The sequence below is a fragment of the Microbacterium elymi genome (assembly GCF_021582895.2).
Taxonomy (GTDB): domain Bacteria; phylum Actinomycetota; class Actinomycetes; order Actinomycetales; family Microbacteriaceae; genus Microbacterium; species Microbacterium humicola.
Genome location: NZ_CP091139.2, coordinates 760,728 through 786,338 on the forward strand (window position 1 = coordinate 760,728; position 25,611 = coordinate 786,338).

Annotated in this window: 17 protein-coding genes and 8 pseudogenes; 12 read left to right on the forward strand and 13 right to left on the reverse strand. The window is 70.9% G+C overall.

The window, feature by feature from the left end; genetic code table 11:
- Window positions 1-103 precede the first annotated feature (103 nt).
- The 3 genes and pseudogenes from L2X98_RS04110 to L2X98_RS04120 form a co-directional block, all read right to left on the reverse strand.
- Window positions 104-937: an ABC transporter permease gene (locus L2X98_RS04110; protein ID WP_259612409.1), complete on the reverse strand. Its 834-nt coding sequence runs from the start codon at window positions 935-937 to the stop codon at window positions 104-106.
- Window positions 934-1,838, reverse strand: a pseudogene (locus L2X98_RS04115) (ABC transporter permease). Before L2X98_RS04115 ends, L2X98_RS04110 begins: the two are co-directional and overlap by 4 nt.
- A pseudogene (locus tag L2X98_RS04120) lies at window positions 1,835-2,777 on the reverse strand (ABC transporter ATP-binding protein). The pseudogenes L2X98_RS04115 and L2X98_RS04120 overlap by 4 nt, the downstream one beginning before the upstream one ends.
- 213 nt (window positions 2,778-2,990) lie before the next feature.
- Here L2X98_RS04120 and L2X98_RS04125 point away from each other — a divergent pair.
- The 5 genes and pseudogenes from L2X98_RS04125 (at window position 2,991) to L2X98_RS04145 (ending at window position 8,115) form a co-directional block, all read left to right on the forward strand.
- Window positions 2,991-3,791 carry a uroporphyrinogen decarboxylase/cobalamine-independent methonine synthase family protein gene (locus L2X98_RS04125; protein ID WP_259612410.1) on the forward strand — a complete coding sequence of 267 codons (801 nt, stop codon included), beginning with the start codon at window positions 2,991-2,993 and terminating at the stop codon, window positions 3,789-3,791.
- A complete protein-coding gene (locus L2X98_RS04130) occupies window positions 3,680-4,027 on the forward strand; it encodes a hypothetical protein (protein WP_259612411.1) in 348 nt (115 codons plus the stop codon). The genes L2X98_RS04125 and L2X98_RS04130 overlap by 112 nt, the downstream gene beginning before the upstream one ends.
- Before the next feature lie 50 nt (window positions 4,028-4,077).
- Window positions 4,078-5,730 carry a class I adenylate-forming enzyme family protein gene (locus L2X98_RS04135; protein WP_259613185.1) on the forward strand — a complete coding sequence of 551 codons (1,653 nt, stop codon included), beginning with the start codon at window positions 4,078-4,080 and terminating at the stop codon, window positions 5,728-5,730.
- An 85-nt stretch (window positions 5,731-5,815) separates the two neighbouring features.
- A complete protein-coding gene (locus L2X98_RS04140) occupies window positions 5,816-6,028 on the forward strand; it encodes an AsnC family protein (protein WP_259612412.1) in 213 nt (70 codons plus the stop codon).
- 80 nt (window positions 6,029-6,108) lie between these two features.
- Window positions 6,109-8,115, forward strand: a pseudogene (locus tag L2X98_RS04145) (ABC transporter ATP-binding protein).
- A 245-nt stretch (window positions 8,116-8,360) separates the two neighbouring features.
- On the opposite strand, the pseudogene L2X98_RS04150 reads toward L2X98_RS04145, so the two are convergent.
- A pseudogene (locus L2X98_RS04150) lies at window positions 8,361-10,254 on the reverse strand (phosphoenolpyruvate carboxykinase (GTP)).
- Between the two features lie 135 nt (window positions 10,255-10,389).
- Here L2X98_RS04150 and L2X98_RS04155 point away from each other — a divergent pair.
- Window positions 10,390-11,831, forward strand: a pseudogene (locus L2X98_RS04155) (helix-turn-helix domain-containing protein).
- Window positions 11,832-12,209: 378 nt separating this feature from the next.
- Here L2X98_RS04155 and L2X98_RS20025 read toward each other — a convergent pair.
- The 4 genes and pseudogenes from L2X98_RS20025 to L2X98_RS04175 all read right to left on the reverse strand — a co-directional run.
- A pseudogene (locus L2X98_RS20025) lies at window positions 12,210-12,887 on the reverse strand (DNA glycosylase AlkZ-like family protein); the annotation flags it as partial.
- A 196-nt stretch (window positions 12,888-13,083) separates the two neighbouring features.
- Window positions 13,084-13,434 (reverse strand): DUF202 domain-containing protein, encoded by a 351-nt coding sequence (locus tag L2X98_RS04165; protein ID WP_259612413.1) that lies wholly within the window; start codon window positions 13,432-13,434, stop codon window positions 13,084-13,086.
- Window positions 13,431-13,790 (reverse strand): YidH family protein, encoded by a 360-nt coding sequence (locus L2X98_RS04170; protein ID WP_259612414.1) that lies wholly within the window; start codon window positions 13,788-13,790, stop codon window positions 13,431-13,433. Before L2X98_RS04170 ends, L2X98_RS04165 begins: the two co-directional genes overlap by 4 nt.
- A gap of 22 nt (window positions 13,791-13,812) precedes the next feature.
- Complete coding sequence (locus tag L2X98_RS04175) at window positions 13,813-15,327, reverse strand: APC family permease (protein ID WP_259612415.1); 1,515 nt, start codon at window positions 15,325-15,327, stop codon at window positions 13,813-13,815.
- Window positions 15,328-15,508: 181 nt separating this feature from the next.
- On the opposite strand from L2X98_RS04175, the gene L2X98_RS04180 reads away from it, so the two are divergent.
- The gene (locus L2X98_RS04180) at window positions 15,509-16,465 is read left to right on the forward strand and encodes an AraC-like ligand-binding domain-containing protein (RefSeq protein WP_259613186.1); all 957 of its coding nucleotides are present in this window, start codon (window positions 15,509-15,511) and stop codon (window positions 16,463-16,465) included.
- A 98-nt stretch (window positions 16,466-16,563) separates the two neighbouring features.
- Here L2X98_RS04180 and L2X98_RS04185 read toward each other — a convergent pair whose 3' ends face one another.
- The 4 genes and pseudogenes from L2X98_RS04185 to L2X98_RS04205 all read right to left on the reverse strand — a co-directional run bounded on the left by L2X98_RS04185 (window position 16,564) and on the right by L2X98_RS04205 (window position 19,189).
- Entirely contained in the window at window positions 16,564-16,701 is a 138-nt protein-coding gene (locus L2X98_RS04185) for a hypothetical protein (RefSeq protein ID WP_259612416.1), read from the reverse strand.
- A 331-nt stretch (window positions 16,702-17,032) separates the two neighbouring features.
- Window positions 17,033-17,484, reverse strand: a pseudogene (locus tag L2X98_RS20030) (DUF2127 domain-containing protein).
- 142 nt (window positions 17,485-17,626) lie between these two features.
- A complete protein-coding gene (locus L2X98_RS04200) occupies window positions 17,627-17,758 on the reverse strand; it encodes a hypothetical protein (RefSeq protein ID WP_259612418.1) in 132 nt (43 codons plus the stop codon).
- A gap of 12 nt (window positions 17,759-17,770) precedes the next feature.
- Window positions 17,771-19,189, reverse strand: a complete 1,419-nt coding sequence (locus L2X98_RS04205; protein WP_259612419.1) for an aldehyde dehydrogenase family protein — start codon at window positions 19,187-19,189, stop codon at window positions 17,771-17,773.
- Between the two features lie 328 nt (window positions 19,190-19,517).
- Between L2X98_RS04205 and L2X98_RS04210 the strand changes: the two are divergent.
- Window positions 19,518-21,166, forward strand: a pseudogene (locus L2X98_RS04210) (thiamine pyrophosphate-binding protein).
- Window positions 21,167-21,214: 48 nt separating this feature from the next.
- Here the strand turns inward: L2X98_RS04210 and L2X98_RS04215 are convergent.
- On the reverse strand, window positions 21,215-22,387 hold the full coding sequence (locus L2X98_RS04215; protein WP_259612420.1) for an FAD-dependent monooxygenase: 1,173 nt from the start codon (window positions 22,385-22,387) through the stop codon (window positions 21,215-21,217).
- Between the two features lie 87 nt (window positions 22,388-22,474).
- On the opposite strand from L2X98_RS04215, the gene L2X98_RS04220 reads away from it, so the two are divergent.
- The 4 genes from L2X98_RS04220 to L2X98_RS04235 all read left to right on the forward strand — a co-directional run bounded on the left by L2X98_RS04220 (window position 22,475) and on the right by L2X98_RS04235 (window position 25,602).
- A complete protein-coding gene (locus L2X98_RS04220) occupies window positions 22,475-23,170 on the forward strand; it encodes a TetR/AcrR family transcriptional regulator (RefSeq protein WP_259612421.1) in 696 nt (231 codons plus the stop codon).
- A 127-nt stretch (window positions 23,171-23,297) separates the two neighbouring features.
- Entirely contained in the window at window positions 23,298-24,491 is a 1,194-nt protein-coding gene (locus L2X98_RS04225) for a Spo0B domain-containing protein (protein ID WP_259612422.1), read from the forward strand.
- Window positions 24,467-24,898, forward strand: coding sequence for a sensor histidine kinase (locus L2X98_RS04230; RefSeq protein WP_259612423.1), 432 nt, complete (start codon window positions 24,467-24,469; stop codon window positions 24,896-24,898). Before L2X98_RS04225 ends, L2X98_RS04230 begins: the two co-directional genes overlap by 25 nt.
- Window positions 24,895-25,602 (forward strand): response regulator, encoded by a 708-nt coding sequence (locus L2X98_RS04235; RefSeq protein WP_259612424.1) that lies wholly within the window; start codon window positions 24,895-24,897, stop codon window positions 25,600-25,602. The genes L2X98_RS04230 and L2X98_RS04235 overlap by 4 nt, the downstream gene beginning before the upstream one ends.
- The last annotated feature ends 9 nt before the right edge of the window (window positions 25,603-25,611 follow it).

Below are 25,611 nucleotides of genomic sequence, written 5' to 3' on the forward strand. Positions count from 1 at the left end.
GCACCGGGCGCGAGAGTGAGGGCACCGGGCGCGGGGGTGAGGGCACCGCGGGGGCGCGGGGTGAGGGCCCACGGGTCCAGGGGGTGGGGATGCCGGGGGCCCGTCAGTCCAGGAAGAGGGCGCGCAGGCGCTTGGTGGTGAAGACCAGGCCAACCGCGATCATCACGAGGTAGTAGAGGACGTGCCAGATCATCGCGGTCGTGAACGCGCCCGTGGTCAGTGCCCGGATCAGCTCGACGCCGTGCCACAGCGGGAACGCCATGATCACGCCCTGGATCCAGTCCGGGTAGATCGAGATCGGGTACAGGGTCGCCGAGAACAGGAACATCGGCAGCAGCACGATGTTCACCCAGTCCATGTGCTGGAACGTCTTCATGTAGCTGGTCACGGCCATGCCCAGGCTCGCGAACCCGAACGCCACCAGCAGCACGGCCGGGATCGCGAGGATCGCCGTCGCCGCCAGGTTCAGCCCGAACGCCTGCATGATGATCATGAATCCGCACGCGTACAGCAGTCCGCGCAGCAGCGCATACAGGATCTCGCCGAACGCGACATCCAGCGGGCCCAGCGAGGTCGCCAGCATCCCCTCGTAGAGCTTGCCGTAGTTCAGCTTGAAGAACACGTTCCAGGTCGAGTCGTAGATCGCGCCGTTCATCGCCGAGACCGCCAGCAGCGCGGGCGCGATGTAGGCGGCGTACGACACCGATCCGCCGCCGGGCACGTCCACGTCGCCGATGAAGGTGCCCAGCCCGAGGCCCATGGATGCCAGGTAGAAGACCGGCTCGAAGAAGCCGGACAGGATGACCACCCAGCTCGAGGAGCGCGCCGCGATCAGCCCGCGCTGCACGACGGCACCGGGGTTGCCCGCCCACAGGGCGCGCACGCCGCCGCGCCGCGAGCTCACCTCGGGCCGCAGGTCCTGCGCCACATCCGTCATTTCGCCAGCCTCCGAGTGAACGCACGACGCACCAGCAGGTAGCCGCCGACGGTGAGCACGAGCAGGTAGGCCAGGTGCACCACGAGCATCAGCGCATCGACCGGGCCGCCGAACGTGGCCATCCGCCCGAGCTCGGTGGCGTGCCACAGCGGTGAGACCCAGCCGATCCACTGCAGCCAGACCGGCAGCACCTGAAGCGGGTAGAACGTGCCCGAGAACAGGAACATCGGCATGAAGACGAAGCGCTGCACGAGCGCGAACTGGCCCTTGTCCTCTTCGAGGGATGCCGCGTATGCCATCAGCGGCATACCGAAGGACAGACCGGCCAGCATGCCCACCGGGATGGAGATCCAGCCCGTCGCGGGGGCCGGCACGGTCATCAGGGGGAAGACGGCTCCGAACACCCAGATGAACAGGTAGTAGGCGGCCGCCGCGAACAGCATCCGCGCCGAGGCCGCGAGGGTGACGCCGTTCGCGATCTGCGGCGACGACAGCGGCGAGGCGTTGAATCCATAGAAGTAGCGCCGCCACTTGAACCCGGCCATCACCGGGTAGGTGAACTCTTCGGACGCCACCGAGATGGTGGCCGTCATCAGCAGCGCAGGCGCCACGAACACCAGGTACGACACGCTCCGGCCGTCGCCGACCGGAATGTCCTGCTGGATGAGCGCGGCCAGTCCGATCGCGAGGCCGAACAGGTAGACCAGTGGCTGCCGAGCGCGCCGACCACGATCGTCCAGCCGTACGCGCGCATGGCGCGGAGCATGTGCTCGGTGGCGTACCAGGAGCCGAACCGTCGCGGCAGGCGGCCGCGCTCCAGCGCCTCGGCCCGCAGCTCGTCCAGCGACGGATGCACGCGGGCGACAGCATCCGGTCCCCCCTGAGCCGGCCGCAGGGTCATTCGATCAGCGACCTTCCGGTCAGCCGGAGGAACACGTCCTCCAGGCTCGAGCGGCGCACCAGGCTCGTCAGCGGCTGCAGGCCCAGCGCCGTGACGCGGTCCAGCGCCGCCTCGCCGTCGCGGGCGTAGATGAGGATGCGGTCCGGCAGCACCTCGATGCGTTCGCCGATGCCGTCCAGCGTCGCGGCGACCTCGCTGTTGCGGCTGGCGCCGAAGCGCAAGCTCGAGCACCTCGCGGCTGGAGTGCTCGCGGATCAGCGACGACGGCGTGCCCTGGGCCATGATCCGCCCGTGGTCGACCACGATCAGCCGATCGCACAGCTGCTCGGCCTCGTCCATGTAGTGGGTGGTCAGCACGAGCGTGGTGCCGCGCTCCTTCAGCCGGAACAGGCGGTCCCACAGGATGTGCCGCGCCTGCGGATCCAGGCCCGTCGTGGGCTCGTCGAGCAGGAGGATGCGCGGGTCGTTGATCAGGCCGCGCGCGATGGTGAGGCGCCGCTTCATGCCGCCGGAGAGCTGATCGACCTTGCTCTTGGCCTTGTCGGCCAGCTGGGCGAACTCGAGCAGCTCGTCGGCCTTCTGCGCGCACACCTTGCCGGGCAGGCCGAAATACCGCCCGTAGACGTAGAGATTCTCGCGGGCGTTCAGCTCGCCGTCGAGGTTGTCCTCCTGCGGGACGACGCCCAGCCGCGAGCGGATCTCGGGGCCGTACCGGTCGGGATCCAGACCCAGGATCTCCAGCTCGCCGGAGGTGCGGGTCGACACCGCGCCGACCATCTTCATGGTGGTGGACTTGCCGGCGCCGTTCGGGCCGAGCAGGCCGAACGACTCGCCCGGCGCGACCTCGAAGTCGAGGCCGTCGACGGCGAGGAAGTCTGCCTTGCCCTTCACCTTGTAGGCCTTGACGAGGTGGGCAGCGCGGATCACGGGGGCGGGCACCGCACCACTCTAACCAAGACCGCCGACACGGATCGGCCGTCGCGCATGACGCCGGATGACACGCGGATGCCGCGGCCGGCGCGGCGCCGTTCTACCATCGCACGGTGACCACTCCCCCGTATCGCGCCGACATCGTCGGAAGCTTCCTGCGCCCCGCCTCCCTGAAGACCGCCCGCCGCCGCCACGCCGACGGCGAGCTCGACGACGCCGGGCTTGCGCGCGGTGGAGGACGCCGCGATCGACGACCTGGTGCGCGCCCAGCGCGACGCCGGCCTGCAGCCGGCCACCGACGGCGAGTTCCGGCGGTCGTGGTGGCACTTCGACTTCCTCGGGTTCCTCGGCGGCGTCGACATCGTCGAGCTGGACCACGGCATCCAGTTCCAGGGCGTGCAGACCAAGCCGCGCGGCGTGGAGATCTCGGGCCCCATCCGGTTCGACGCGCAGCATCCGTTCCTCGACCACTTCCGGTACGTGCGGGATGCCGCGGCCCGCACCGGAGCCACGCCGAAGTTCAGCATCCCCGCCCCGACCGTGCTCGACTTCCGCCTCGAGCCGGGGCATATCGCCGAATCGGCATATGACGGACGGGACGCCATCGTCGACGACCTGGTGCAGGCGTACCGCGACGCGCTGGGGGCCTTCTACGACGCGGGAGCGCGGTACCTGCAGCTGGATGACACCGCGTGGGCCTATCTGTGCTCGGACGCCGAGCTGGCCAAGGCGCGCGAGCGCGGCATCGACACCGACGGCATCGCCGAGCGCTACGCCGACATCCTCAACCGGGTGCTGGCCGGCAAGCCCGACGACCTCACCGTCACCACGCACGTGTGTCGCGGCAACTTCCGCTCCACCTGGATCTCGTCCGGCGGGTATGAGCCGATCGCCGAGGCAAGCTGCTGGACGTGGTGCAGTACGACGGCTACTTCCTCGAGTACGACAGCGACCGCGCCGGCGGGTTCGAGCCGCTGCGGTTCCTGCCGGCCGGCGACAAGACCGTGGTGCTGGGCCTGGTGACGACCAAGACCGGGCAGCTGGAGAATCCGGACGACATCACGCGCCGCATCGACGAGGCGACCGCGTACGCGCCGCTGGAGCAAGCTGGCGCTGAGCCCGCAGTGCGGGTTCGCCTCGACCGAAGAGGGCAACGAGCTGTCCGAGGACGAGCAGTGGGCCAAGATCCGCTCGGTGGTCGACATCGCGGCGGATGTCTGGCGCTGATCGCGCGCACGGCCCGGGGCTGGATAAGCTGACGACAGTCTCACGACGTCGTCAGGAGTGATCAGATGGCCGGCAACACGGAATACGACCCGAGCGAGCTTGCAGCGGGTCTTCGAGAGGCTTCACCTGGGCGGCCGCGTTCGCGCGGAACACGCACCGCTACGCGCGTCGCCCTGCCCTCACCGATCCGCCGACGGGCCGGTCGTGGACGTACGCCGAGCTCGGCGCCGTCACCGGGCGCCTCGTCGCAGGGCTGCGATCCCGGGGCGTCGGCGTGGGCGACATCGTCTGCCACCAGCTGAAGAACACCCCCGAGTTCGCGTTCCTGTACATCGCCGCGCAGGGCCTGCGCGCGGTGAGCTCGCCGATGAACTTCCGGCTGGCGCCGGCCGAGACCGCGCACATCCTCGACGGCGCGAAGCCCGCGGTGTTCGTCTACGACGGAACGGATGCCGCGAACGTCACGGCCGCGCTCGAGATCGCCGCGCACCGACCCCGCATCCTCGCGGCCGTCGGCGGCGGATCCGACGGGCTCGTCGAGGGTGCGATCCCGTTCGAGGACCTGATCGCCGCGGACGCGGCATCCTTCCACGCCCCCGAGGGCGCGAGCACCTGGGACGAGACCAGCCGGCTGTACACCAGCGGGACCACCGGCATGCCCAAGGCGGTGCCGCTGACGAGCCTGAACGAGATGCTCACCGCGCACGACGTGACGATGCACTTCCCGCTCGGACCGAGTGACAAGACCATGAACATGTCGCCCTGGTTCCACCGCGGCGGCAACTACTGCGCCGGTCCGAACACCGCGTTCTTCGTCGGTGCCGAGGTCGTCACGCTCCCACAGTTCGACCCCGAGATCGTGCTCGATGCGGTCCAGGAGCACCGCCTCACCTATGTGGTCGGGGCACCGACCAACCTGGAGCGCCTGGCGGACGCGCAGGAGGCACGGCCCCGCGACCTGTCCAGCCTGCACGGCATCGTCACCATGGGCGCCCCGCTCAGCCACGATGCGGCGCTGCGCTACCAGCGCGTGCTGACCCCGCGGATCGCCAACGGGTACGGCACCACCGAGGCGTTCTGGAACACGTATCTGCGACCGGACGACCTGCCCGCGGCCGCCGGTGCCGCCGGCCGCGCCTGCCTGGACGACGACGTCGCCGTGGTGCGGGTCCAGACCGACCGGATCTCGGCCCCCGACGAGCTGGCGCGCAAGGACGGGCACGAGATCGGCGAGATCATCATGCGGTCGGTGAAGTCCGGCTACGCGTACCTGGGCAACCCCGACGAACAGGCGGAGAAGTTCCGCGACGGCTGGGTCTACCCCGGCGACCTGGCCAGCTGGGACGAGGACGAGATCGTCACCATCGTCGGCCGCAAGGACGACATGATCATCTCCGGCGGCGAGAACGTGCACCCGGTCCAGGTGGAAGAGGTGCTCGCCTCGCATCCGTCGGTGGCCGACTCGATCGTCGTCGGACTGCCCGACCCGGAATGGGGCGAGCTGGTCGTCGCGTACGTGCAGCCGCGGGATGGTGCGCTGACGGATGTCGCGGCCGCGGCATCCGAGCTGGACGCCCACCTGCGCGCCAGCGTGAAGCTGGCCGACTACAAGCGGCCGCGACGGTACACGTTCGTGTCAGAGCTGCCGTACACGGCGACCGGCAAGAAGCAGCACTTCAAGCTCAAGGAGCAGGCGTCCGCCGACGCCCAGGAGGGTCGGTTCGTCTCGCCGTAGCGCGGATAGCGCGGATAGCGCGGGTGGCGTCGAGGATGTCAACCTGAGTTGACATCCTCGAAAGGTGTCAACTATGGTTGACAGCATGAGTGACGAAGCACGCACGGCGATCGGCGCAGCCGAGGGCGGTGAGCCGCTGGCCGAACTGCGGCGACTGCGGGCAGCACGGGCCGAGCTGGCCCGCGCCGAGGCCGAGCAGGTGCGGCGCGCGCGCAACCAGGGCTACTCCTGGGTGGCGATCGCCGATGCCCTCGCCGTGACGCGCCAGGCCGCTCATAAGAAATTCGGACGAAGATAGACCCGGCGCCATCGCTGTCGTCCGATTCGTCATCGTCGCATCCGCTGTCACATCCTCTGCCACATCCCCTGGAGACATCCATGTCCGCCACCACGCAGGCTCCCGCACGCCGCTCCCCCTTCCGTCGTGGCAAGCCGGACGGCCCGCGCGCCAGCATCAGCCAGCTGCTGCCCGTACATATTCGAGCAGCGGGGCGTGATCACGATCGTGATCGTCCTGAGCATCGTCGGCGCGGCCGCGAGCCTCGGGCAGCCGCTGGTGGTCGGCCAGGTGATCGCCCGCGTCCAGTCCGGCAGTCCGCTGGGATCGCTGGTGTGGATCCTCGTCGCGCTGGTGGTCGCGGCATCCATCGTCTCGGGCTACCAGCACTATCTGCTCGAGCGGACGGGTACCGCGGTCGTGTACTCGAGTCGACGGCGCCTGATCGCCCGCATCCTGCACCTGCCGATCAGCGAGTTCGATGCGCGCCGCACCGGCGACATCGTCTCGCGCGTGGGCACCGACACGACGCTGCTGTACGCGGTGCTCACGCAGGGACTGGCGGATGCCGTGGGCAATTCGCTCATCTTCCTGGGGGCCCTGATCGCCATGGCCGTCATCGATCCGCTCGCTGCTCGTGCTGATCCTCATCGTGATCGGGGCATCCGTCGCGGTGGTCGGCACGCTGTCCGGCCGCATCCGCCGGCACACCCGGGTGCAGCAGGAGAAGGTCGGCGAGCTGGCCTCGGGGGTCGAGCGGGCGGTCGGGTCGATCCGCACCATCCGCGCCGCGGGCGCCGCCGAGCGCGAGCAGACGGCGATCACGACGGTGGCGCGCGAGACGTACGACGTCGGCGTGCGGATCGCCAAGGCGTCGGCGCTGGTCGTGCCGATCGCCGGGATCGCGCTGCAGGTGTCGCTGCTGGTGGTGCTGGGCGTGGGCGGGTACCGGGTGGCCGCAGGCGCGATCTCGATCGCGTCGCTGGTCACGTTCGTGATGTTCCTGTTCATGCTGATCCAGCCGCTGGGCACGTTCTTCGGCGCGATCATGTCGGTGAACCAGGCCCTGGGTGCGCTCGGCCGCATCCAGGAGGTGCTGGAGCTGCCCACCGAGACCGCCGACGATGCCGCGATCGCGGCGAGGGTCGCCGGCTCGCCCGCGCACGAGGTGCGGAGATCTCCCGAAATGAGGACCGGATCGGCCGAGAACGTCCTCGTCTCGTCAGATCTCCGCATCTCGGAGCGCGACGCGGCCCAGGGTGCGGCATCCTTCCCCGCGATCGAGTTCCGCGACGTCCGCTTCGCGTACCCCGCCGCGGTGGTCGAGGCGCGCCGCAAGACCGAGTCCGAGGCGCTGGCGCTGCTCGAGTCGGCGCGGGTGGACACCTCGGGCCTGGACGAGGTCGAGCGGGCGACGGATGCCGGGGGTGAGGTGCTGCACGGCGTCTCGTTCACGGTGCCGCACGGCACTCGCGTGGCGCTGGTCGGGCCGTCCGGGGCGGGCAAGTCGACCACGCTCGCCCTGATCGAGCGGTTCTACGACCCGACCGGGGGCGCGATCCTCGTCGGCGGGCAGGATGTGCGCGCCCTGGATCGCGACGCCCTGCGCGCCCAGCTCGGATATGTGGAGCAGGATGCTCCGACGCTGGCCGGCACCATCGCCGACAATCTGCGGCTGGCCTCACCCGAGGCATCCGATGCCGACTGCGAGCGCGTGCTGCGGGCGGTCAACCTCGGGGAGGTGATCGAGCGCAAGCCGGCTCGGCATCGACGCGCAGGTCGGCGAGGCGGGGGTCATGCTCTCCGGAGGCGAGCGGCAGCGGCTGGCCATCGCGCGGGCGCTGCTGGCCGCTCCCCCGATCCTGCTGCTGGACGAGTCGACCTCGTCACTGGACGGCCTGAACGAGCAGCGGATGCGGGAGGCCATCGACGCGGTGGCCACGGGGCGCACGCTGATCGTGATCGCGCACCGGCTGTCGACCGTGGTCGATTCGGACCGCATCGTGGTGATGGACCACGGGCGGGTGGTCGGTCAGGGCACGCACTCCGAGCTGGTCGAGTCCACGCCCCTGTACCGCGACCTGGCCAAGCACCAGCTGCTGGTGTAGCGCGGGTCGGGGCGGCCCGCACCCGCGGCCTGCGCCACCGCGCCCGCGCCCGGGGCGCCCGGCGCGCGTTGCGCCCGACCCGCGCGTTGCGCCCGACCCGCGCGTTGCGCCCGACCCGCGCGTTGCGCCCGACCCGCGCGTTGCGCCCGACCCGCGCCGCGACTGCACATCAAATCGCCGAGTGCACACCAATCTCGGTCAAGACTGATGTGCACTCGGCCAAATCGTACGATCTCGAGGAGAGATCAGGACGTGGCGGCGGCGGAGGCCTGGTTCAGGCGGTAGCGCAGGGCCGACAGCTCGGCCTGCAGCGCCGGCGGGACGCGACCGTCGAACTTCGCGTAGAACTCCTCGGTGAGATCGGCCTCCTGCGCCCAGGTCGACGGGTCGACCGCGAACAGCTCCGCGAGGTCGTCGGCGGAGACATCCAGTCCGTCCAGGTTGAGGTCCTCGGTGCGCGGCAGCCGGCCGATCGCGCTGTCGACGGCCGGGACGGCACCGTCGACACGGCGGACGATCCACTCGATCACACGGGAATTGTCGCCGAAGCCCGGCCACAGGAACCGGCCGTCGGCGCCCTTGCGGAACCAGTTCACCTGGAAGATGCGCGGCGCCTTGTCGAACCGCATCTTCTGCCCGACCTTGAGCCAGTGGCCGAAGTAGTCGGCCATGTTGTATCCGCAGAACGGCAGCATCGCGAACGGATCGCGGCGCAAGCTCGCCGACCGTCCCCTCGGCGGCGGCGGTGCGCTCGCTGGAGATGGTCGAGCCGAGGAACACTCCATGCGTCCAGTCGGTGGCCTCGACCACGAGCGGGACGTTCGTGGCGCGGCGGCCGCCGAACAGGATCGCGTCCAGCGGGACGGCCTCTTCCCAGTCGTCGGCGATCTGCGGGCACTGCGCCGCGCTGACCGTGAAGCGCGAGTTGGGGTGGGCGGCGGGGCGTCCCGAGTCGGGCGACCAGGCGTTGCCCTCCCAGTCGGTGAGGCCCTCGGGCACGATGTCGGTCAGCCCCTCCCACCACACATCGCCGTCGGCGCGCAGCGCGACGTTCGTGAAGATCGTGTTTCCCCAGAGCGTCTCGACCGCGGTGACGTTGGTCGACTCGCCGGTCCCGGGCGCGACGCCGAAGAAACCCGCTTCGGGGTTGATCGCCCACAGCCGTCCGTCCTCGCCGGGCCGCAGCCAGGCGATGTCGTCGCCGAGGGTCTCGACACGCCAGCCGGGGATCGTCGGCCGCAGCATCGCGAGGTTCGTCTTGCCGCACGCGGACGGGAACGCCGCCGCCAGGTGGTACTTCTTGCCCTCGGGCGAGATGACGCGGATCAGCAGCATGTGCTCGGCGAGCCATCCCTCATTCCGGCCGATGACCGAGGCGATCCGCAGGGCGAAGCACTTCTTCGCGAGGATCGCGTTGCCGCCGTAGCCGGAGCCGTAGGAGTAGACCTCGAGCGTGTCGGGGAAGTGCACGATGTACTTCTCGTCGTTGCACGGCCACACGACATCCGGCTGCCCGGACTCGAGCGGAGCGCCGACCGAGTGCACCGTCTTCACCCACGGCGCACCCTCGGCGATCAGCTGCGTGACGCTCTCGCCCACTCGGGTCATGATGCCGATGGATGCCACGGCATAGGCGCTGTCGGTGATCTGAACGCCGATGTGCGACAGGGGCCCGCCCACCGCGCCCATCGAGAACGGGATCACGAACATGGTGCGGCCGCGCATCGAGCCGGCGAACACCCCGTTCAGGGTCTCGCGCATCTGCGCGGGATCGGCCCAGTTGTTGGTGGGCCCGGCGTCGTCGGCCGTGGCCGAGCAGATGAACGTGCGCGCCTCGGTGCGCGCCACATCCTTCGCATCGGAGCGGGCCAGGTACGAGCCCGGCCGCCACTCGGGGTTGAGCTTGATCAGCTTGCCCTCGTCGGTCATCTGGCGCAGCAGGGCGTCGTTCTCGGCCCGAGACCCGTCGATCCAGTGGACGCGGTCGGGCTGGGTGAGCGCGGCGATCTCGTCGACCCAGTCGACGAGCTCCTGCATCCCCGGACCGGTGATGTCCGGGCGGCTGCCGAACTCGCGCACGTCACGCAGGGCTCGGATGCCGTTCGAGGCGGTGCGGGTGAACGATTCGGCAAGGGCCATGTCTGCTCCCAAAAGTCGACAGGTGGATCGGATCGGACGATCAGATCTTCGCTGCCTCCACTCTCGCAAGGTCATCGCGGGTCTTTCCCGGGAAATGCGCGCAAAGAAGCCGGGTTCTTTCGCTATCCTCAAGGAATGGCGTCCTCCGTCCAGCTCAGCACTCTGGGCCACCGCATCCGTCACCATCGCGTCACCCTCGGGCTCACGCTCGACGAGCTCGGCGCCCAGGTCGGCGTGGCCGGCAGCCACCTCAGCCTGATCGAGAACGGCAAGCGCGAGCCCAAGCTCTCGCTGCTGCAGGAGATCGCCCGGGTGACGGGGACGGATGTCACGGACCTGCTGTCGGCGGAGCCGCCCAATCACCGGGCCGCCCTGGAGATCGAGCTGGACCGCGCGCAGACCAGCCCGGTCTTCCGGCGGCTCGGCATCCCGCCGATCAAGGTCACCAAGAGCACCAGCGACGAGATGATCGAGTCCGTGCTCGGGCTCGCACCGTGAACTGCAGCGGCGCGAGCACGAGGCCATCGCCACCCCCGAAGAGGCGCGCCGGGCCAACACCGAGGTTGCGGCTGCACATGCGCACGCAGAACAACTACCTGCCCGAGATCGAGCAGCTCGCCGAGAAGCAGTTGAAGGCGGCCGGTCATACTTCGGGTGCGCTCACCCACCGCTCGGTGAGCATCATGGCCTCGGCAGCTCGGATTCGAGCTGATCTATGTCAACGACCTCCCGCATTCGGCCCGGTCGGTGACCGATCTGGAGAACGGGCGGATCTACCTGCCACCCGCCTCGATCCCCGGCGGCCACGGTCTGCGCTCGATGGCGCTGCAGGCGATGGCGCATCGGCTCCTCGGCCACACGCCGCCGACCGACTACGCCGACTTCCTCCGGCAGCGGCTGGAGATCAACTACTACGCCGCCTCCTGCCTGATGCCCGAGACAGCATCGGTCGGGTTCCTGCAGCAGGCCAAGAAGGACCGCAACCTGGCGGTCGAGGACTTCCGCGACGCATTCGGGGTCACGCATGAGGCGGCCGGGATGCGGATGACGAACCTGCTCACCCAGCACCTGGGCATCCGGCTGCACTTCCTGCGGGTGGACGGCTCGGGCGCGATCTCGCGGGTCTACGAGAACGACGATCTGCCGCTGCCGATGGATGTCACCGGCGCCGTCGAGGGGCAGACCGTGTGCCGGAAGTTCTCCGCCCGATCGGCGTTCGACGAGCAGAACCGCACCGTCGAGCACTACCAGTACACCGACACCCCGGCCGGCACGTTCTGGTGCGCGACTCAGACCGGGACCAGCACGAACGGCGAGTTCTCGATCACCGTGGGCGTGCCGTTCGACGACGCGAAATGGTTCCGCGGCCGCGGGACGACCGCGCGGGCGACCTCGACCTGCCCGGACGAGAGCGCTGCCGCCGCCCCTCACGGGAGCTGTCGACCCGGTGGGAGGGCCGCGCCTGGCCGAGCGCCCGGGTGCACATGCAGATGTTCAGCCCGCTGCCGAGCGGTCTGTTCCCCGGCGTGGACGACGGCGAGGTGTACGCCTTCCTGGACAAGCACGCGCCCGCCTGAGCCGGTGCGCCCGGCGCAGCCCCGCTCGGCCCTCCCGTGATGCCTGCGGTCCGGATGCCCCGGCCGGGATGCCTCAGCCCGTGATGAATCGGGCGTAGCGCTCCAGCGCCGCAGCGACCTCGGCGTCGGTGGCGGCATCCGGGACGAGCAGCTTCCGGCACCGGGTCGTCCGCGTGTCGGCCGACCGCCTTGGAGTGCGCCCAGACCCCCGCGACCGCACCGCGGGCGAGCACGATCGGGCGCACCATGCCGTTCTTGGCCGGCCCGACGACCGCGGCAACGTCGGGAGCGCACACCCGAGAGCGATCGAGGTAGGAGAGGTAGTACTCGTCGAACGACGGCAGCGCCAGCACGCTCGGCGCGCGCGGCCGGCTGCGCGGCAGGTCGCGCGCGACGAACACGTCCTCGTCGACCTCGACGAGGCGACCGGCGGATGCTGCAGCCGCCTGCCGCGCGACGGTCAGGGGCAGTCCCGACCACCATGCGAAGTCGCCCGCGTCGGCCGGGCCGTGCCCGTCGATGTAGCGGACGAACAGCTCGACCAGCGGATCCGGCGGGGTCACGGCATCCGTCACCCACTCGTCGACGAGGACGAAGCACTGCTCGCGCGCGATGGCGCCCTCGCGGCGCACCACCGGACCCTGGCACAGCACGCCCCGCACGCCGAGTGCATACAGCAGGTGGTAGCCCCGCTGCCCGCCCGGATCGACCCCGGCTGCGGAGAAGACCTCGAACAGCTCGGCGCGGTTCAGACGCCCGCCACCGCGCAGCGCCACCACCGCGGCGGTCTCGGCGCGCCGCATGCTCTCTTCGTCCAGGCCGAGCTGGCGCTGACGGCCGGCCGCGGCGCGCAGCTTGCCGGGCACCGGTGACCGACAGCATCCACGGCAGATCCCGCGCTGGGACGATATGGATGGTGCCGCGCATCGTCCAGGAGCGCACCAGCCGGCCCGCGTCGAACAGAGCGTCCACGTCGGCGAGGGTGGGAGCGCCGCGGGTGCGGGCGGCCAGCGCCCAGCGCCCGCCCCAGAACTCCTGCGCCTGCACCGCCAGCATGTGGTCGGCGGCCTCCGCGACGGTGGCGGCCGGCGCCGACAGCCGGTGGGACCGGAGGCGCTGGGCGAGCAGGCGGGTGCGGGAGGCGGGGGCCCGGCGCGTGATCGTCACTCTGACATCCTCGCGCCGGGCTCCGACGTCGCCGGCGACGTCACGCACGCTGGCGCCGCCCGTCGGAGCACGGTGCGGGCCGGTCTCACCACGGGCGCCACAGCGTGAACAGCAGGATCAGCGCCGCGACGCAGATGACGGCGACCGCCGCGGCCACCAGCGCCGGCAGCCGCCCGCCCGAGACCAGCGTCTGATCGCGGACGAGTCCGAGGTGCACCCGCCGATAGCGCACCGTGCACAGCACCCAGGCGATCCCCGCCAGCGCGATCCCCGCCACACCCAGCAGCGCCGCCCATCCCCCGAGCGCATCGATCAGGTACTTTATCGCGACGGCGTTGCCCACCACGAGCGCGAGACACGTGCGCCGCCAGGCCAGCAGCGTCCGCTCGGTCTGCAGACCGGGGTCGAACGGGCGCTCGTGCGCAGCATCCGTCATAGGAACAGGCCGACCACCAGCAGCAGGACGGCCAGCACCACCCCGATCACGATCACCGGTCCGGTCGAGGGCCCCGGCAGCGCGCGACCGAGCCGCATCGCGCGCTCGTGCCGGGCCCACGACAGCCAGGAGTGGATCGCGGCGAGAACGGCCAGCAGCACGAACACGACGGCGGCGATGAAGCGCAGGACCGGCTGGATGTCGAGCTTCAGCGCCTCGATCGCGACCCCGACGGCCAGCAGCGCGAGCGAGGTGCGGATCCAAGCCAGGAACGTGCGCTCGTTGGCGAGACTGAAGCGCGGATCCGGCTCGTCGCCCACGGAATAGACGCTCTGCGGATGGCGCTTCTCGGTCACACCGTCGATCCTACGGCGGCGATCAGACGACGTCATCCGCCCCCAGGCGCGCCGCCTGCTCCTGCTCGGTGCCGTGCCCGATCTGGCGGTACACCGAGGGTCGCGCCTTGCGCAGCCACATTCCCCAGAACACCGCGGCGATGGACGGCACCAGCAGCACGGCGGGCAGGATGAACGTGGTCGGCGTGGACTCGGTCTGCCCGAGCATGACGTTCCAGTTCGCCAGGATCAGCACCCACACCGCCCCCAGGGCGATCACGGCGATGATCGGCGCCACCAGGCGGCTGCCCACGCCGACGTCCCGCGCGTCGCGCCGGAAGTATCCGATCACTGCGATCGAGACGAGCACCATCAGCAGGACCAGGCCGAACGCACCCAGGTTCGTCAGCCAGGTGAACAGCGTGAGCACCGCGAAAGGTCCGCTGGCCGGGTCCCAGCTCAGCTCGCCGATCGCGAACCCGACGATCACGATCACGGCCACCACGCTCTGGGTCAGCGAGCCCGCCCAGGGCGCGCCGCTTCGCACCCGGACGGTGCCCAGCACGGCCGGCAGCACGCCTTCGCGGCCGAGCGAGAACGAGTACCGCGCGACGGCGTTGTGGAAGCTGACCAGGGCCGCGAACAGGCTGGTGATGAACAGCACCGACATGATGTCGACCCAGATCACACCCAGGTGCGCGGCGACGAAGTCGAAGAACAGCGGCGGACCGGCCTCTTCGGCGGTGATGCCGGCGGGGTCTGAGATCTTGTCGGGTCCGACCGCGAGCGTCAGCGCCCAGGACGAGAGGGCGTAGAAGACACCTATCACGCAGACGGCCAGGAACGTCGCGCGCGGGATCGTGCGCTTGGGGTCCTTCGACTCCTCGCCGTAGATCGCGGCGGACTCGAACCCCATGAACGCCGCGATGCCGAAGGCGAGCGCGGCGCCCACACCCGGGACGAACAGCGCCGACGGCGTCAGCGGCGCCGCGGTGAACCCCTCCGCCGGGTTCCCGAAAGCGATCACGTCGAACACGATCACGACGACGAACTCCAGTGCGACCAGGACTCCCAGCACCTTCGCCGACAGGTCGACGCGGTTCACGCCCATGATGCCGACGATGACGATGCCGATCAGCACCCACAGCCACCACGGGCTGGCCCACCCGGTCTTCTGCTCGATGAACGAGGACACCTGGAACCCGAGCATCCCCCAGATGCCGATCTGCATCGCGTTGTACGCGATCAGCGCGAGCACCGACGCCCCGACGCCGATCGGGCGACCCGTGCCCTGCGCGACGTAGGAGTAGAACGCGCCCGCGTTCGTGATGAAGCGGCTCATCGCGGCGTAGCCGATCGCGAAGATCCCCAGCACGACCGCCAGGAGGATGTATCCGAACGGGATGCCGACGACATGCGTGACCGACAGCGAGCTCGTCACTCCGCCGGCGACCACCGTCAGCGGGGCCGAGGCCGCGACGATCATGAAGGCGACCGCGATCACGCCCAGGCGGCGGTGCGCAGCGGTGCGCGTGGTGGATGTCGTGGGTGCAGACATGGGCAGCTCCTTCGGTGCCGGGGCGGACTCGGGTGACCCCGCCAGCACCAGCATGGCTCGAATCGCCTGGTCGTGCATGACCGGGCGAGCACGGTCCTTGTCCGCGCGGGCACGCCGCACCCCTGGGCAGGGCGCACCGAATCGTATACAATGCCAGGAACGCTCAGAGTGCGAGGTGATGATGCCCGTGTCGGCGACCACGAAGCCCGGTCCGGTCGCGACCAATGTCGCGCGCGATGTGACCGCGTTCCGCGCTGCGGTGAACGAATCCTTCGTCCCGCTGCTGGTGACGGCATCCCGTGCTCAGCGCTTCGGCGGAGTGATCCGCGCCGCCGGGGCCGACGATGTGCACCTCACCGAGGTGCAGGCCACACCGCATGTGGTCGAACGGACGCCGCAGCTGATCGCCCGGGACGAGCGCGCGTTCTTCAAGGTGAACCTCATGCTGGCCGGGCGAGGTCTGCTCGTCCAAGACGGCCGCGAGGCGGTGCTCGAGCCGGGCAGCCTGGCGGTCTACGACACCAGCCGCCCGTACTCCCTCGTGTTCGACGACGAGTTCCGCACCCTGGTGGCGATGTTCCCCCGCCACCTGCTCCGCCTCCCGACCGACCTGGTCGGCGAGCTCACGGCCGTCCGCGTCTCGGGCAGCGAGGGTGTGGGTGCGGTCGTCGGCCCCTATCTGGCGCAGCTGGCCGCCAACCTCGAGCAGTTCACCGGTGCCGTCGGCGCGCGCCTGGCCCACAGCGCGCTCGACCTGATCGCGACGGTCTTCTCCCAGGAGCTCGGGCTGGACGATGCCGCCGATCCGCACCGCGCCTTGATGCAGCGCATCCACACCCACATCGACGGCAACCTCGCCGCCGAGCTGACCCCGGCATCCATCGCGGCCGCGCACTTCATCTCCACCCGGCACCTGCACGGGCTGTTCCAGGAGCAGGGCACCACGGTCTCGACCTGGATCCGGTCGCGGCGCCTGGAGCAGTGCCGACGCGACTTGACCGACCCGCTGCTCGCCGACCGGCCGGTCGCCGCGATCGCGGCCGGATGGGGGTTCGCCGACCCCGCGCACTTCAGCCGCACGTTCAAGGCGGAATACGGCGTCGCGCCCAGCGAGTTCCGGGCGTCGCTGGCCACGTGATCCCTGCGTCGGCAGATGGAGTTCACCGACACCGAGCTGGTCAACCGTGCGCTGCGCGACTGAACCTGGGGGCAGGCCGGCTCCACCCGCCGGAGCCCTCAGCGGGGCGGGCGCAGGCCCACAACGCCGATGACCGCGATCGCGGCGGTGATCACGGCGAGCACGCCGAAGCTGGCGGCGAGGGATGCCGCGGTCCCGACGGCGCCGACGAGCAGAGGTCCGCCCGCGTCGCCCACTTCGCGGCCGAAACCAGCGCGAGCACAGCGACCGGCGCGGCGCTGAGCACGGCATCGAGGCCGAGCCGTGTGCCCAGCAGTGGAAGGGAGCCCACCGCGACCCCGAGCATCCCGGTCGTCGCCGCAAGCACCAGCACCGGCACGACGAACCCGCGCTCGGTGGTCTGGCGCGCGAGGTCAGCCAGCGTGTAGCGCGGGCGCGGGCAGCACGGGTGGGGCCGGCAGCGCCAGCGCGATCCACACCGCGGCGCGAGCACGCGCGAGGGCGCCTCCGATCGGGCTCTGCCGGGTCCCGTCACCAGACCGTTCTACCGCATCAGCGCCGCGGCGCTCACGGCCCGTCAGTGGGCGCGCTGCCGCTGCGTTCGGTGTGACGCGCATGATGTCGTGCCCGATGCAGTCGGTACTCGCGCAGGGTGAGCGCGACGATGAACACGTCGAACACCGTGATCCCCAGCATCCCCCACGTGAAGTGCACGATCATGTCGTAGATCTGGTAGCCGATGAACACGACGAGAAATCCGATCAGCCACGGGTACGCCCAGAGCCGATCGCGCAGCACCGCGACCACGAGCACGACTTTCACCGCCCCGTCGGCAGCAGATAGATCGCGCCGAACAGCGCGGCCGACACGTCGAGGGATGCCGCGAACCGCACGAGTGCGTTCGCGATGAGGTCGTGGGGATCCTCTGAGAGCTCGTGCTGCGTGAGCACCTGGACGATCTGCGAGATCTGCGACGGGGTCAGCACGAGGAACAGGACGCCGCCGATCAGTTCGAGCACGCCGTCCAGGCCCTTCAGGATCAGCCCGATCCAGAAGAGGCGGTCGAGGCAGCCACTGCCGTCGCGCGCGCGACATCCTCATGCAGCGCAGGTTACCGCCGATGTCGATGGGGCCTGTGGGAACGACCCGGCCGCGCGGGCGTCACACGCCGGCGTGCTCGAACGCGAGGGTGGGCACGTCGCCTCCCACGCCTCGGGCTGCCGCGGTATCGGCCGCATCGGCGGTGATCGCGGCCGCGCCGGCGCCGCCGACGATGATCGCTGTCGTCGTCATGTTCTTCCTCGCTCAGCCGTTGATGATCTGCGGGACGGCGACCGACTTCAGGCCCTCGACGCCGAACTCGAGTCCGTAGCCGGAGCCCTTGACGCCGCCGAACGGGATCATCGGGTGGACGCCGCCGTGCGAGTTGATCCAGACAGTGCCGGCCTGCACGCGTGCGGCGACCTCGCGTGCCTGTTCGCGGTCGCCCCACACCGAGGCGCCCAGCCCCACGTTCAGGCGGTTCGCGCTGGCGACGGCATCCTCGACGTCCGAGTAGCGGATGATCGGCAGCGCCGGCCCGAACTGCTCCTCATCGACGAGCGCGTCGCCGTCCTTGACATCGGCCACCAGCGTGATCGGGTAGAACAGCTCGCCGAGCTCGGTGGCCGGGGCGCCGCCGGTGACGATGCGTCCGCCGTTCGCCCTCGCGTCCTCGACGAGACGGCTGACGATGTCGAACTGCTGCCGATTCTGCAGCGGGCCCAGCACGTTGGCCTCGTCGAGCCCGTCACCCATCGGGGTCTGCTCGGCGATGCCCTTGAGCGCGTCCACGACGTCGTCGTAGATCGAGTCATGCACGTACAGGCGCTTCAGCGCCGCGCAGGTCTGCCCGGTGTTGATGAACGCACCCCAGAACAGGTCCTGCGCGATCGCCTGCGGGTCGGTGCCGGGCAGGACGATTCCGGCGTCGTTGCCGCCGAGCTCGAGGGTGAGCCGGGCGAGGTTTCCCGCCGAGCTCTCGATGATCTTGCGGCCGGTCGCGGTCGACCCGGTGAACATCACCTTGTCGATGTCGGGATGGGCGGCCAGCCGGGCGCCGACCTCGCGGCCGCCCGAGATCGCGATCAGGACATCGGCGGGCAGCACCTCATTCATCACCGCGACCATCGCGAGCACGCTCAGCGGCGTGTACTCGCTGGGCTTGATCACGACCGTGTTGCCCATGCGCAGCGAGGGCGCGATCTGCCAGATCGCGATCATCATCGGCCAGTTCCACGGGCCGATCGCCCCGACCACGCCGATCGCGCGGTAATGCAGTTCGGCGTGCGTCTCGCCGTCGTCCACGATCACCTCGGGCTCCAGGACCGTGGATGCCGCGGTGCGCAGCCACGCGGAGCACGCGCCGACCTCGAACCGGGCATTGGGACCGTTCAGCGGCTTGCCCTGCTCGCGCGACAGGATGCGTGCGAGCGGCTCGGCGTTCGCATCGATCGCGTCGGCGACCTTGAGCAGCAGGGCGCTGCGCTGCGCGTGCCCGAGCGCCTCCCAGCCGGACTGCGCGGCCTTGGCGCGTGCGATCGCGTCGTCCAGGTCGGCGACCGACAGCTCCGGCGCCCGCCCGATGATCTCCCGGGTCGCAGCATCCGGGATCTCACGACCCTGACCCGCGGGGGCCTGGACCCGGTTCAGCAGCGCGGTCTCTTCCGGCGTGAGCTCAGACATCGGTGTCTCCTTCGTCAAGTCGATGGGGCGCGGCATCCGACCGCACTCTGCTCCCATTCTCGGCCGTCGCGAAGCACGGAGGGTTGACTGCCAGTGCAGAGGTCTCGTCTGCCCGCGTAGGGCCGCGCCACATGCGAGGGCGGCCGGTGGTCCTCCCCGGCATCCCGTCGCGGCCGTGCTCGCAGTTCCGGCCACCGGCACTAGAATCGGGATGTCGGGCGGCCCGCGCCGCCGGTGCTCGGAAAAGGGGCACGCAGCCACCGCGATGACCGCGGCGCGCGAGACACATACGGCATCCGCATCCGTCCCTGTCTCGAAAGGCTTCGCCATGCCCTCCGTCTCCGCCCACGTCGCCACCACCCTCGCCGCGCACATCGAGCACGTGTTCGGGGTGATGGGCAACGGCAATGCGTACTTGCTCGACGCCCTGGTGCGGGGCACCGGCGCCACCTACACCGCCATGCGCCACGAGGCCGGCGGCGTGGTCGCCGCCGACGCGCACTTCCGCGCCTCCGGGCGCATCGCCGCGGCCACCGCCACCTACGGCGCGGGATTCACCAACACGCTGACCGCCCTGGCCGAGTCCGTGCAGGCGCACATCCCGCTCATCCTCGTGGTCGGCGACGAGCCCACCAGCGGGCCCCGGCCGTGGGACGTGGACCAGATCGCGATGGCCTCGGCGGTCGGCGCGCGCACCTACACCGTGGGACGAGCGGATGCGGCGGCCACGACGGTCATCGCGATCGAGCATGCGCTGGCCTACCGGGTGCCGACGGTCCTGGCGATCCCCTATGATGTCGCCGCGCTCGAGGCCGGCCCGGTTCCGGATGCGCCCGCTCCGGTCCTGCCCGCTCCCCTGGCCCCGACCGCGTTCGGCCGGGCCGAGATCGCCGAACTGGCGCAGGTGCTCGCGGGGGCGGAGCATCCGTTCCTGCTCGCCGGCCGCGGAGCCTGGCTGTCCGGGGCGAGCGGGCCGCTGGGGGCACTGGCCGACCGCATCGGCGCCGTGACGGCATCGACGGCACTGGGTCGCGGCGTCTTCCCCGACGCCCGCTACGACCTGGGGGTGGCGGGCGGGTTCGGCGCCGAGGGGGGCATGGCACTCGTGCACGAGGCGGATGTCGCGGTCGTGTTCGGCGCCGCGCTGAACCAGTTCACGATGCGCTTCGGCGAGCTGTTCGCCCCCGGCACGCGCGTGGTGCAGGTGGATGTCGCGCCCGCCGCCACGCACGCGCACGTGGGCGGCTTCATCCGCGGCGACGCGGCGACCGTGGCATCCGCCCTCGTCGCCGAACTCGACGCGATCGGGGCCGTGCCGCGCGGCTGGCGCGAGCAGATCGATCTGCCGGCGCTGACGGCCCGCGAGCAGGGCGAGGAGTACGCCGCCGACGGCCGCCTCGACCCGCGGGCGGTGGCCGTGCGCATCGGGGCGCTTGCCGGAGGATCGCGTCGTCGTCTCGGACGGCGGCCACTTCATCGGCTGGGCGAACATGTACTGGCCGGTCGCCTCCCCCGACCGGATGATCATGGTGGGCACGGCGTTCCAGTCGATCGGCCTCGGCTTCCCCTCGGTCCCGGGCGCCGCGCTCGCGCAAGCCCGACGCGACCATCGTGCTGACCACGGGCGACGGCGGGGGGCTGATGGCGATCGCCGATCTGGAGAGCGCCGTGCGCACCGCCGGCGGCCGTGGCCTGGCGGTGGTGTGGAACGACGGCGCCTACGGCGCCGAGGTGAACCTCTACGGGCTGAAGGGGCTGGCGACCGCGCCGATGCTGATCCCCGACGTCGACTTCGCCGGACTCGCCGCAGCGGTCGGCGCCGAGGGCGTCGTGGTTCGCACGCTGCGCGACCTCGACCGGCTCGCCGCGTGGGCCGCGCAGCCGGCCGCAGAACGCCCGTTCCTGCTGCTGGACTGCCGCATCTCGTCGAGCGTGATCGCGCCGTACCAGCAGGAGATCATCCGCGTGAACTCCTGATCACGGCGAACCGCGTGCGATCGAGAGTCGGGTTCACGATCGGACCGCTCACGCCATCCGGTAGTCGGGCACGGTCCGGTCGGTCGCGAACCGCTCCGTCATCCACATCATGGTGCCCAGCATCGCGCGGTTCGTGAAGGTCCTGTTCCGGCGTCGGATCGCACGATCGGACCCGGGCGCGAGGAAGCGCCCGGCGTTTCCGCTGCGCGCGACCTTCGTCAGCGGCCGCATGCGCCGGTCGTACGCCGCGAACGCGGCGGCATGGTCGCCGCGGGCCGCCGTCAGCTCGCCCGCCAGGATGTACGCGCCGACCAGGGCCAGCCCGGTGCCGAAGCCGCCGAGCGTGTTGCCGTAGCCGGCGTCGCCGACCAGCGCCACGCGTCCCCGCGTGAACGAGTGCATCCGGGTGCGCGTGAGCGCATCCAGATAGAAGTCGGATGCCTCGACCGCCGCCGCGATCATCTCGGGCACCCGCCAGCCGACCCCCTCGAATGCGGCACGCAGCAGACGGCGCTGGGCGTCGACATCCCGCCGGTCGTAGTCGCCGGGATCCGCCGCGAAGACGAACAGGCTGGGGGCCTTCTGCCCACCGGCCAGCGCCAGACGGCCCGGTCGGCTGTACCCGTATGCGACGGCGCGACCGTCCGGCAGGGACGTCTCCAGCCCGGACAGATCGACCGCGCCGCCCGCGACCGCGTACACGTAGCCCAGCGGGTGCACATGATCCGACTCGGGGCCGAAGGCGGCGCGGCGCACCGCCGAGTGCACGCCGTCCGCGCCGATCACCAGATCGAACCGCGCGGCGGGGCGTCCCGCGAATCCGACCTCGACGCCCGACGTGCTCTCGGTCAGGGCCGTGATCTCGTCGCCGAACACGTAGTTCGCGTCCGCCGCGCTGCGCCGGTGCAGGATGCCGGCGAGGTCGCCGCGCAGGATCTCCAGATCCCCGCCGATGAACTCGCCCGGGATCACCGCTTGGACCCGATCGCTCTCGTCGACGATGCGCCAATCGGTCCGACTGGTCTGCTGTGCGCGGATGTCGTCGTACACGCCCATCCGCTCCAGCACGGTGCGATGCGTGCGCCCCTTGAAGTCCACCGCCTGGCCGCCGGGCCGGATCCTCGACGCCTTCTCCACCACCGTCACGTCGCACCCGTTGCGGCCGAGCCAGCCGGCCAGTGCCGCGCCGGCGATGCCGGCCCCCGAGATCAGGATCCTCATGATGTGCTCCTCCGAAAATTAATTGCGTCTCCCAGACACAATACTTATCGCGTACGCTAGACGCAATTATCTTCTCGAGGAGAGCCGATGAGCACACCGGATGCCGCGCCCCTCGTCGCGCTGCTGTGGGGATCGGACCCGCGCCCCCGCCGTGGACCCAAGCCGCGACTGTCGGTGCCGACGATCGCAGATGCCGCGATCGCGATCGCCGACGAAGGCGGTCTGGATGCCGTCACCATGCAGGTCGTCGCCGACCGGCTGGACGCCGCGAAGATGGCGCTGTATCGCTACGTCCCGGGGCGCACCGAGCTCGACGCGATCATGCTCGACCGCGCCCTCGACGGGGCGCCGGACCCGATCGAGGGGCCATCGTGGCGCGCCCGTCTGGCCGCGTGGGGCACCCAGCTGCACGACCGGATGGCACCGCACCCGTGGGCGGTCGAGTTGGCGCAAGCGTCCCCATCCCCCGGCCCGTCCGAGCTGGCCTGGTACGAGGCCGGCTTGGCGGCGATGACGAAGCTGCCGCTGGCCGGTGCCGAGAAGCTCGACGTGCTCGTGCTCCTGGTCGGCCACGTGCTCGGCCTGGTGCGGCAGGAACGCGCCCGGCCCGCGCCCGAGCAGGAGCTGGCCGACACCATCGGCAGCATCCCGGACGACCGCGCGGCCGCGTACCCGCTCACCCTGGCCGCCTTCGCCGACGCGGGCGCGCGCCGCGACGACGCGCTGCGCTTCGGGATCGACCGCATCCTCGACGGCGTGGCCGCCCTCACCGCCGGTCGCTGAGGGTTTCGTGCATTCTGCGCGGGGTCGACTCCCGGTCCGCGCCCGTCCCGAGGTGGGACAATGACACCCGCACCCGTATCCGCCCCCTCGAATCCGCACCCGCACCCGCGAAGAAGCAGGAGCACCGATGGCCCGCAGCAGCCGCCTGTCCACCAGCATCCTGCGCACCCAGGTGGCGATGCTGGTGGCGGCCCTGCTCGTGGGCTTCGCCCTGTCGCTGTGGCAGGCGCACGAGATGCTCGTGCACCAGTTCGAGCAGCGCGCCCTCGCGATCGCCAACACGGTGACGGTCGAGCCGGGGATCGCCGACGCCGTGCTGGCGCACGATCCCCAGGGCGTCGTGCAGACCCGCGCCGAGGCGGCGCGGCGATCCACCGGGGCGCTGTTCGTCGTCGTCACCGACGACCAGGGCGTGCGGTACTCGCATCCGGTGCCCGACCGCATCGGGCAGCGGGTGTCCACCGACCCGAGCTCGGCGCTGTCGGGCAAGACCGTCGTCAATGTCGAGCGCGGGACCCTCGGCCTGTCGGCGCGCGCCAAGGTGCCGCTGCGTGCCGAGTCCGGCCGGATCGTCGGCGAGGTCTCGGTGGGCATCGACGCCGAGGAGATCGAATCCGGCCTGTGGCGCTGGATGCCCTCGATCGCCCTGTACTCGGGCATCGCGCTGGCCGTGGGGGTGCTCGGCTCGTTCCTGCTGGCCCGCCGCCTGAAGCGCCAGACGTTCGGGCTTGAACTCAGCGAGATCGCCACCCTGCTGCAAGAGCGCGAAGCCATGCTGCACGGCGTCGCCGAGGGCGTGATCGGCCTGGACCCCGACGACCGGGTGGCACTCATCAACGACGAGGCGCGTCGGCTGCTGAGCATCCCGCACGCCGAACTCGGGATGCGCGTGGGCGACGTCGTCCCAGCCGGGCGGGTCCGCGACATCCTCAGCGGCGACGTGACCGGTGCCGACCTCGTGCTGCTCACCGACGAGCACGTCCTGGTGCTGAACCGGATGCCGGTGCACCTGCAGGGCCGCGACCTCGGCCATGTGATCACCGTGTCGGACCGCACCGAGCAGGAGGGCCTGCTGCGCGAGCTGGACAACGTGCGCGGCCTCACCGACGCGCTCCGCGCCCAGCAGCACGAGTACGCGAACCGGATGCATGCGCTGTCCGGGATGCTGGAGCTCGGCAGCGTCGCCGAGGCGACCGCCTACGTGGCCGAGCTCTCGGCGACCGCCTCGGACCTGGCCGCGCGTCTCGGCAGCAGATCGCCAGCCCGCAGCTGGTCGGCCTGCTGGTCGCCAAGTCGGTGGTGGCGGCCGAACGCGGAGTGACGCTCACGCTGTCCGATCGGTCCGAGCTGGGCACGGCCGAGGCCGACCCGCGGGTGCTGCTGACGGTGCTCGGAAACCTCGTCGACAACGCCATCGACGCCGCCGTCGCCGGCCCCCAGCCCGGGCGGATCGAGGTGGAGATCCTGGCGGACGGCGACCGGGTGCGGGTGCAGGTCAGCGACAGCGGGCCCGGAATCGCACCGGATGCCGCAGCCCGCCTGTTCGACGACGGATTCACCACGAAGCCGAACGCCGGCGAGCGGCGCCGCGGGCTCGGCCTCGCGCTCGTGCACCGGGTGGTCGTCCAGCACGGCGGCCGGATCGACGTCTCGGAGGGACCCGGCGCCGTCTTCACCGTCGAGGTGCCGCGGCGCACCGCACCGCAGACCGCGGCGGTGCTGCAGTGACCGAGGACCTGCCCGCCGTGCGCACCCTGATCGTCGACGACGACTTCCGGGTGGCGGACCTGCACGCGCAGTTCGTCGCGAAGGTGCCGGGGTTCACGGTGAGCGGGATCGCCCACACCGCCGCCGAAGCGCTCGAGCAGGTGCGCGCGGACCGTCCCGACCTGATGCTGCTGGACCTGTACCTGCCCGACCAGTCGGGGCTGGAGATCATGCGCCGACTCGGCGAGGCGCCGACGCAGCCGGGGGTGATCGTCATCACCGCCGCGCGCGATCTCGCGCACATCCGGGCCGCGATCACCCAGGGCGCGGTGCACTACCTGGTCAAGCCGTTCCGGTTCGCCACGCTCGCCGAGCGCCTGAACGCGTTCCGCGACCTGCACTTCCGGCTCGCAGAGCTGGATTCCGACAGCGGCGAGGCCGATCAGCAGGAGGTCGACGGCCTGTTCCAGCTCATGCGCACCGGCAGCATCACCACGCCGCCCAAGGGGCAGTCGGCCGAGACGCTGCGGCTGGTGCGCGCCGCGGTGCGCCATGCCGACCACGACGTCTCGGCGGCCGACGTCGCCGAGGCGATCGGGGTGAGTCGGCCGACCGCCCAGCGCTACCTGTCGGCACTGGCGCAGCAGGGGCTGGTCGAGCTGCGCCTGCGGTACGGGGCGACCGGCCGGCCCGAGCACCGCTACCGCGAGGTGCGCGGGAGCTGAGCCGGCCGC

Excerpts from the sequence above, each read along its gene's own strand:
- L2X98_RS04110 (WP_259612409.1), bottom strand. The coding sequence starts at position 937 with ATGACGGATGTGGCGCAGGACCTGCGGCCCGAGGTGAGCTCGCGGCGC.
- L2X98_RS04140 (WP_259612412.1), top strand. The coding sequence starts at position 5,816 with ATGAGTGACGAAGCACGCACGGCGATCGGCGCAGCCGAGGGCGGTGAG.
- L2X98_RS04165 (WP_259612413.1), bottom strand. The coding sequence starts at position 13,434 with ATGACGGATGCTGCGCACGAGCGCCCGTTCGACCCCGGTCTGCAGACC.
- L2X98_RS04175 (WP_259612415.1), bottom strand. The coding sequence starts at position 15,327 with ATGTCTGCACCCACGACATCCACCACGCGCACCGCTGCGCACCGCCGC.
- L2X98_RS04180 (WP_259613186.1), top strand. The coding sequence starts at position 15,509 with ATGCCCGTGTCGGCGACCACGAAGCCCGGTCCGGTCGCGACCAATGTC.
- L2X98_RS04200 (WP_259612418.1), bottom strand. The coding sequence starts at position 17,758 with ATGACGACGACAGCGATCATCGTCGGCGGCGCCGGCGCGGCCGCGATC.
- L2X98_RS04205 (WP_259612419.1), bottom strand. The coding sequence starts at position 19,189 with ATGTCTGAGCTCACGCCGGAAGAGACCGCGCTGCTGAACCGGGTCCAG.
- L2X98_RS04215 (WP_259612420.1), bottom strand. The coding sequence starts at position 22,387 with ATGAGGATCCTGATCTCGGGGGCCGGCATCGCCGGCGCGGCACTGGCC.
- L2X98_RS04220 (WP_259612421.1), top strand. The coding sequence starts at position 22,475 with ATGAGCACACCGGATGCCGCGCCCCTCGTCGCGCTGCTGTGGGGATCG.
- L2X98_RS04225 (WP_259612422.1), top strand. The coding sequence starts at position 23,298 with ATGGCCCGCAGCAGCCGCCTGTCCACCAGCATCCTGCGCACCCAGGTG.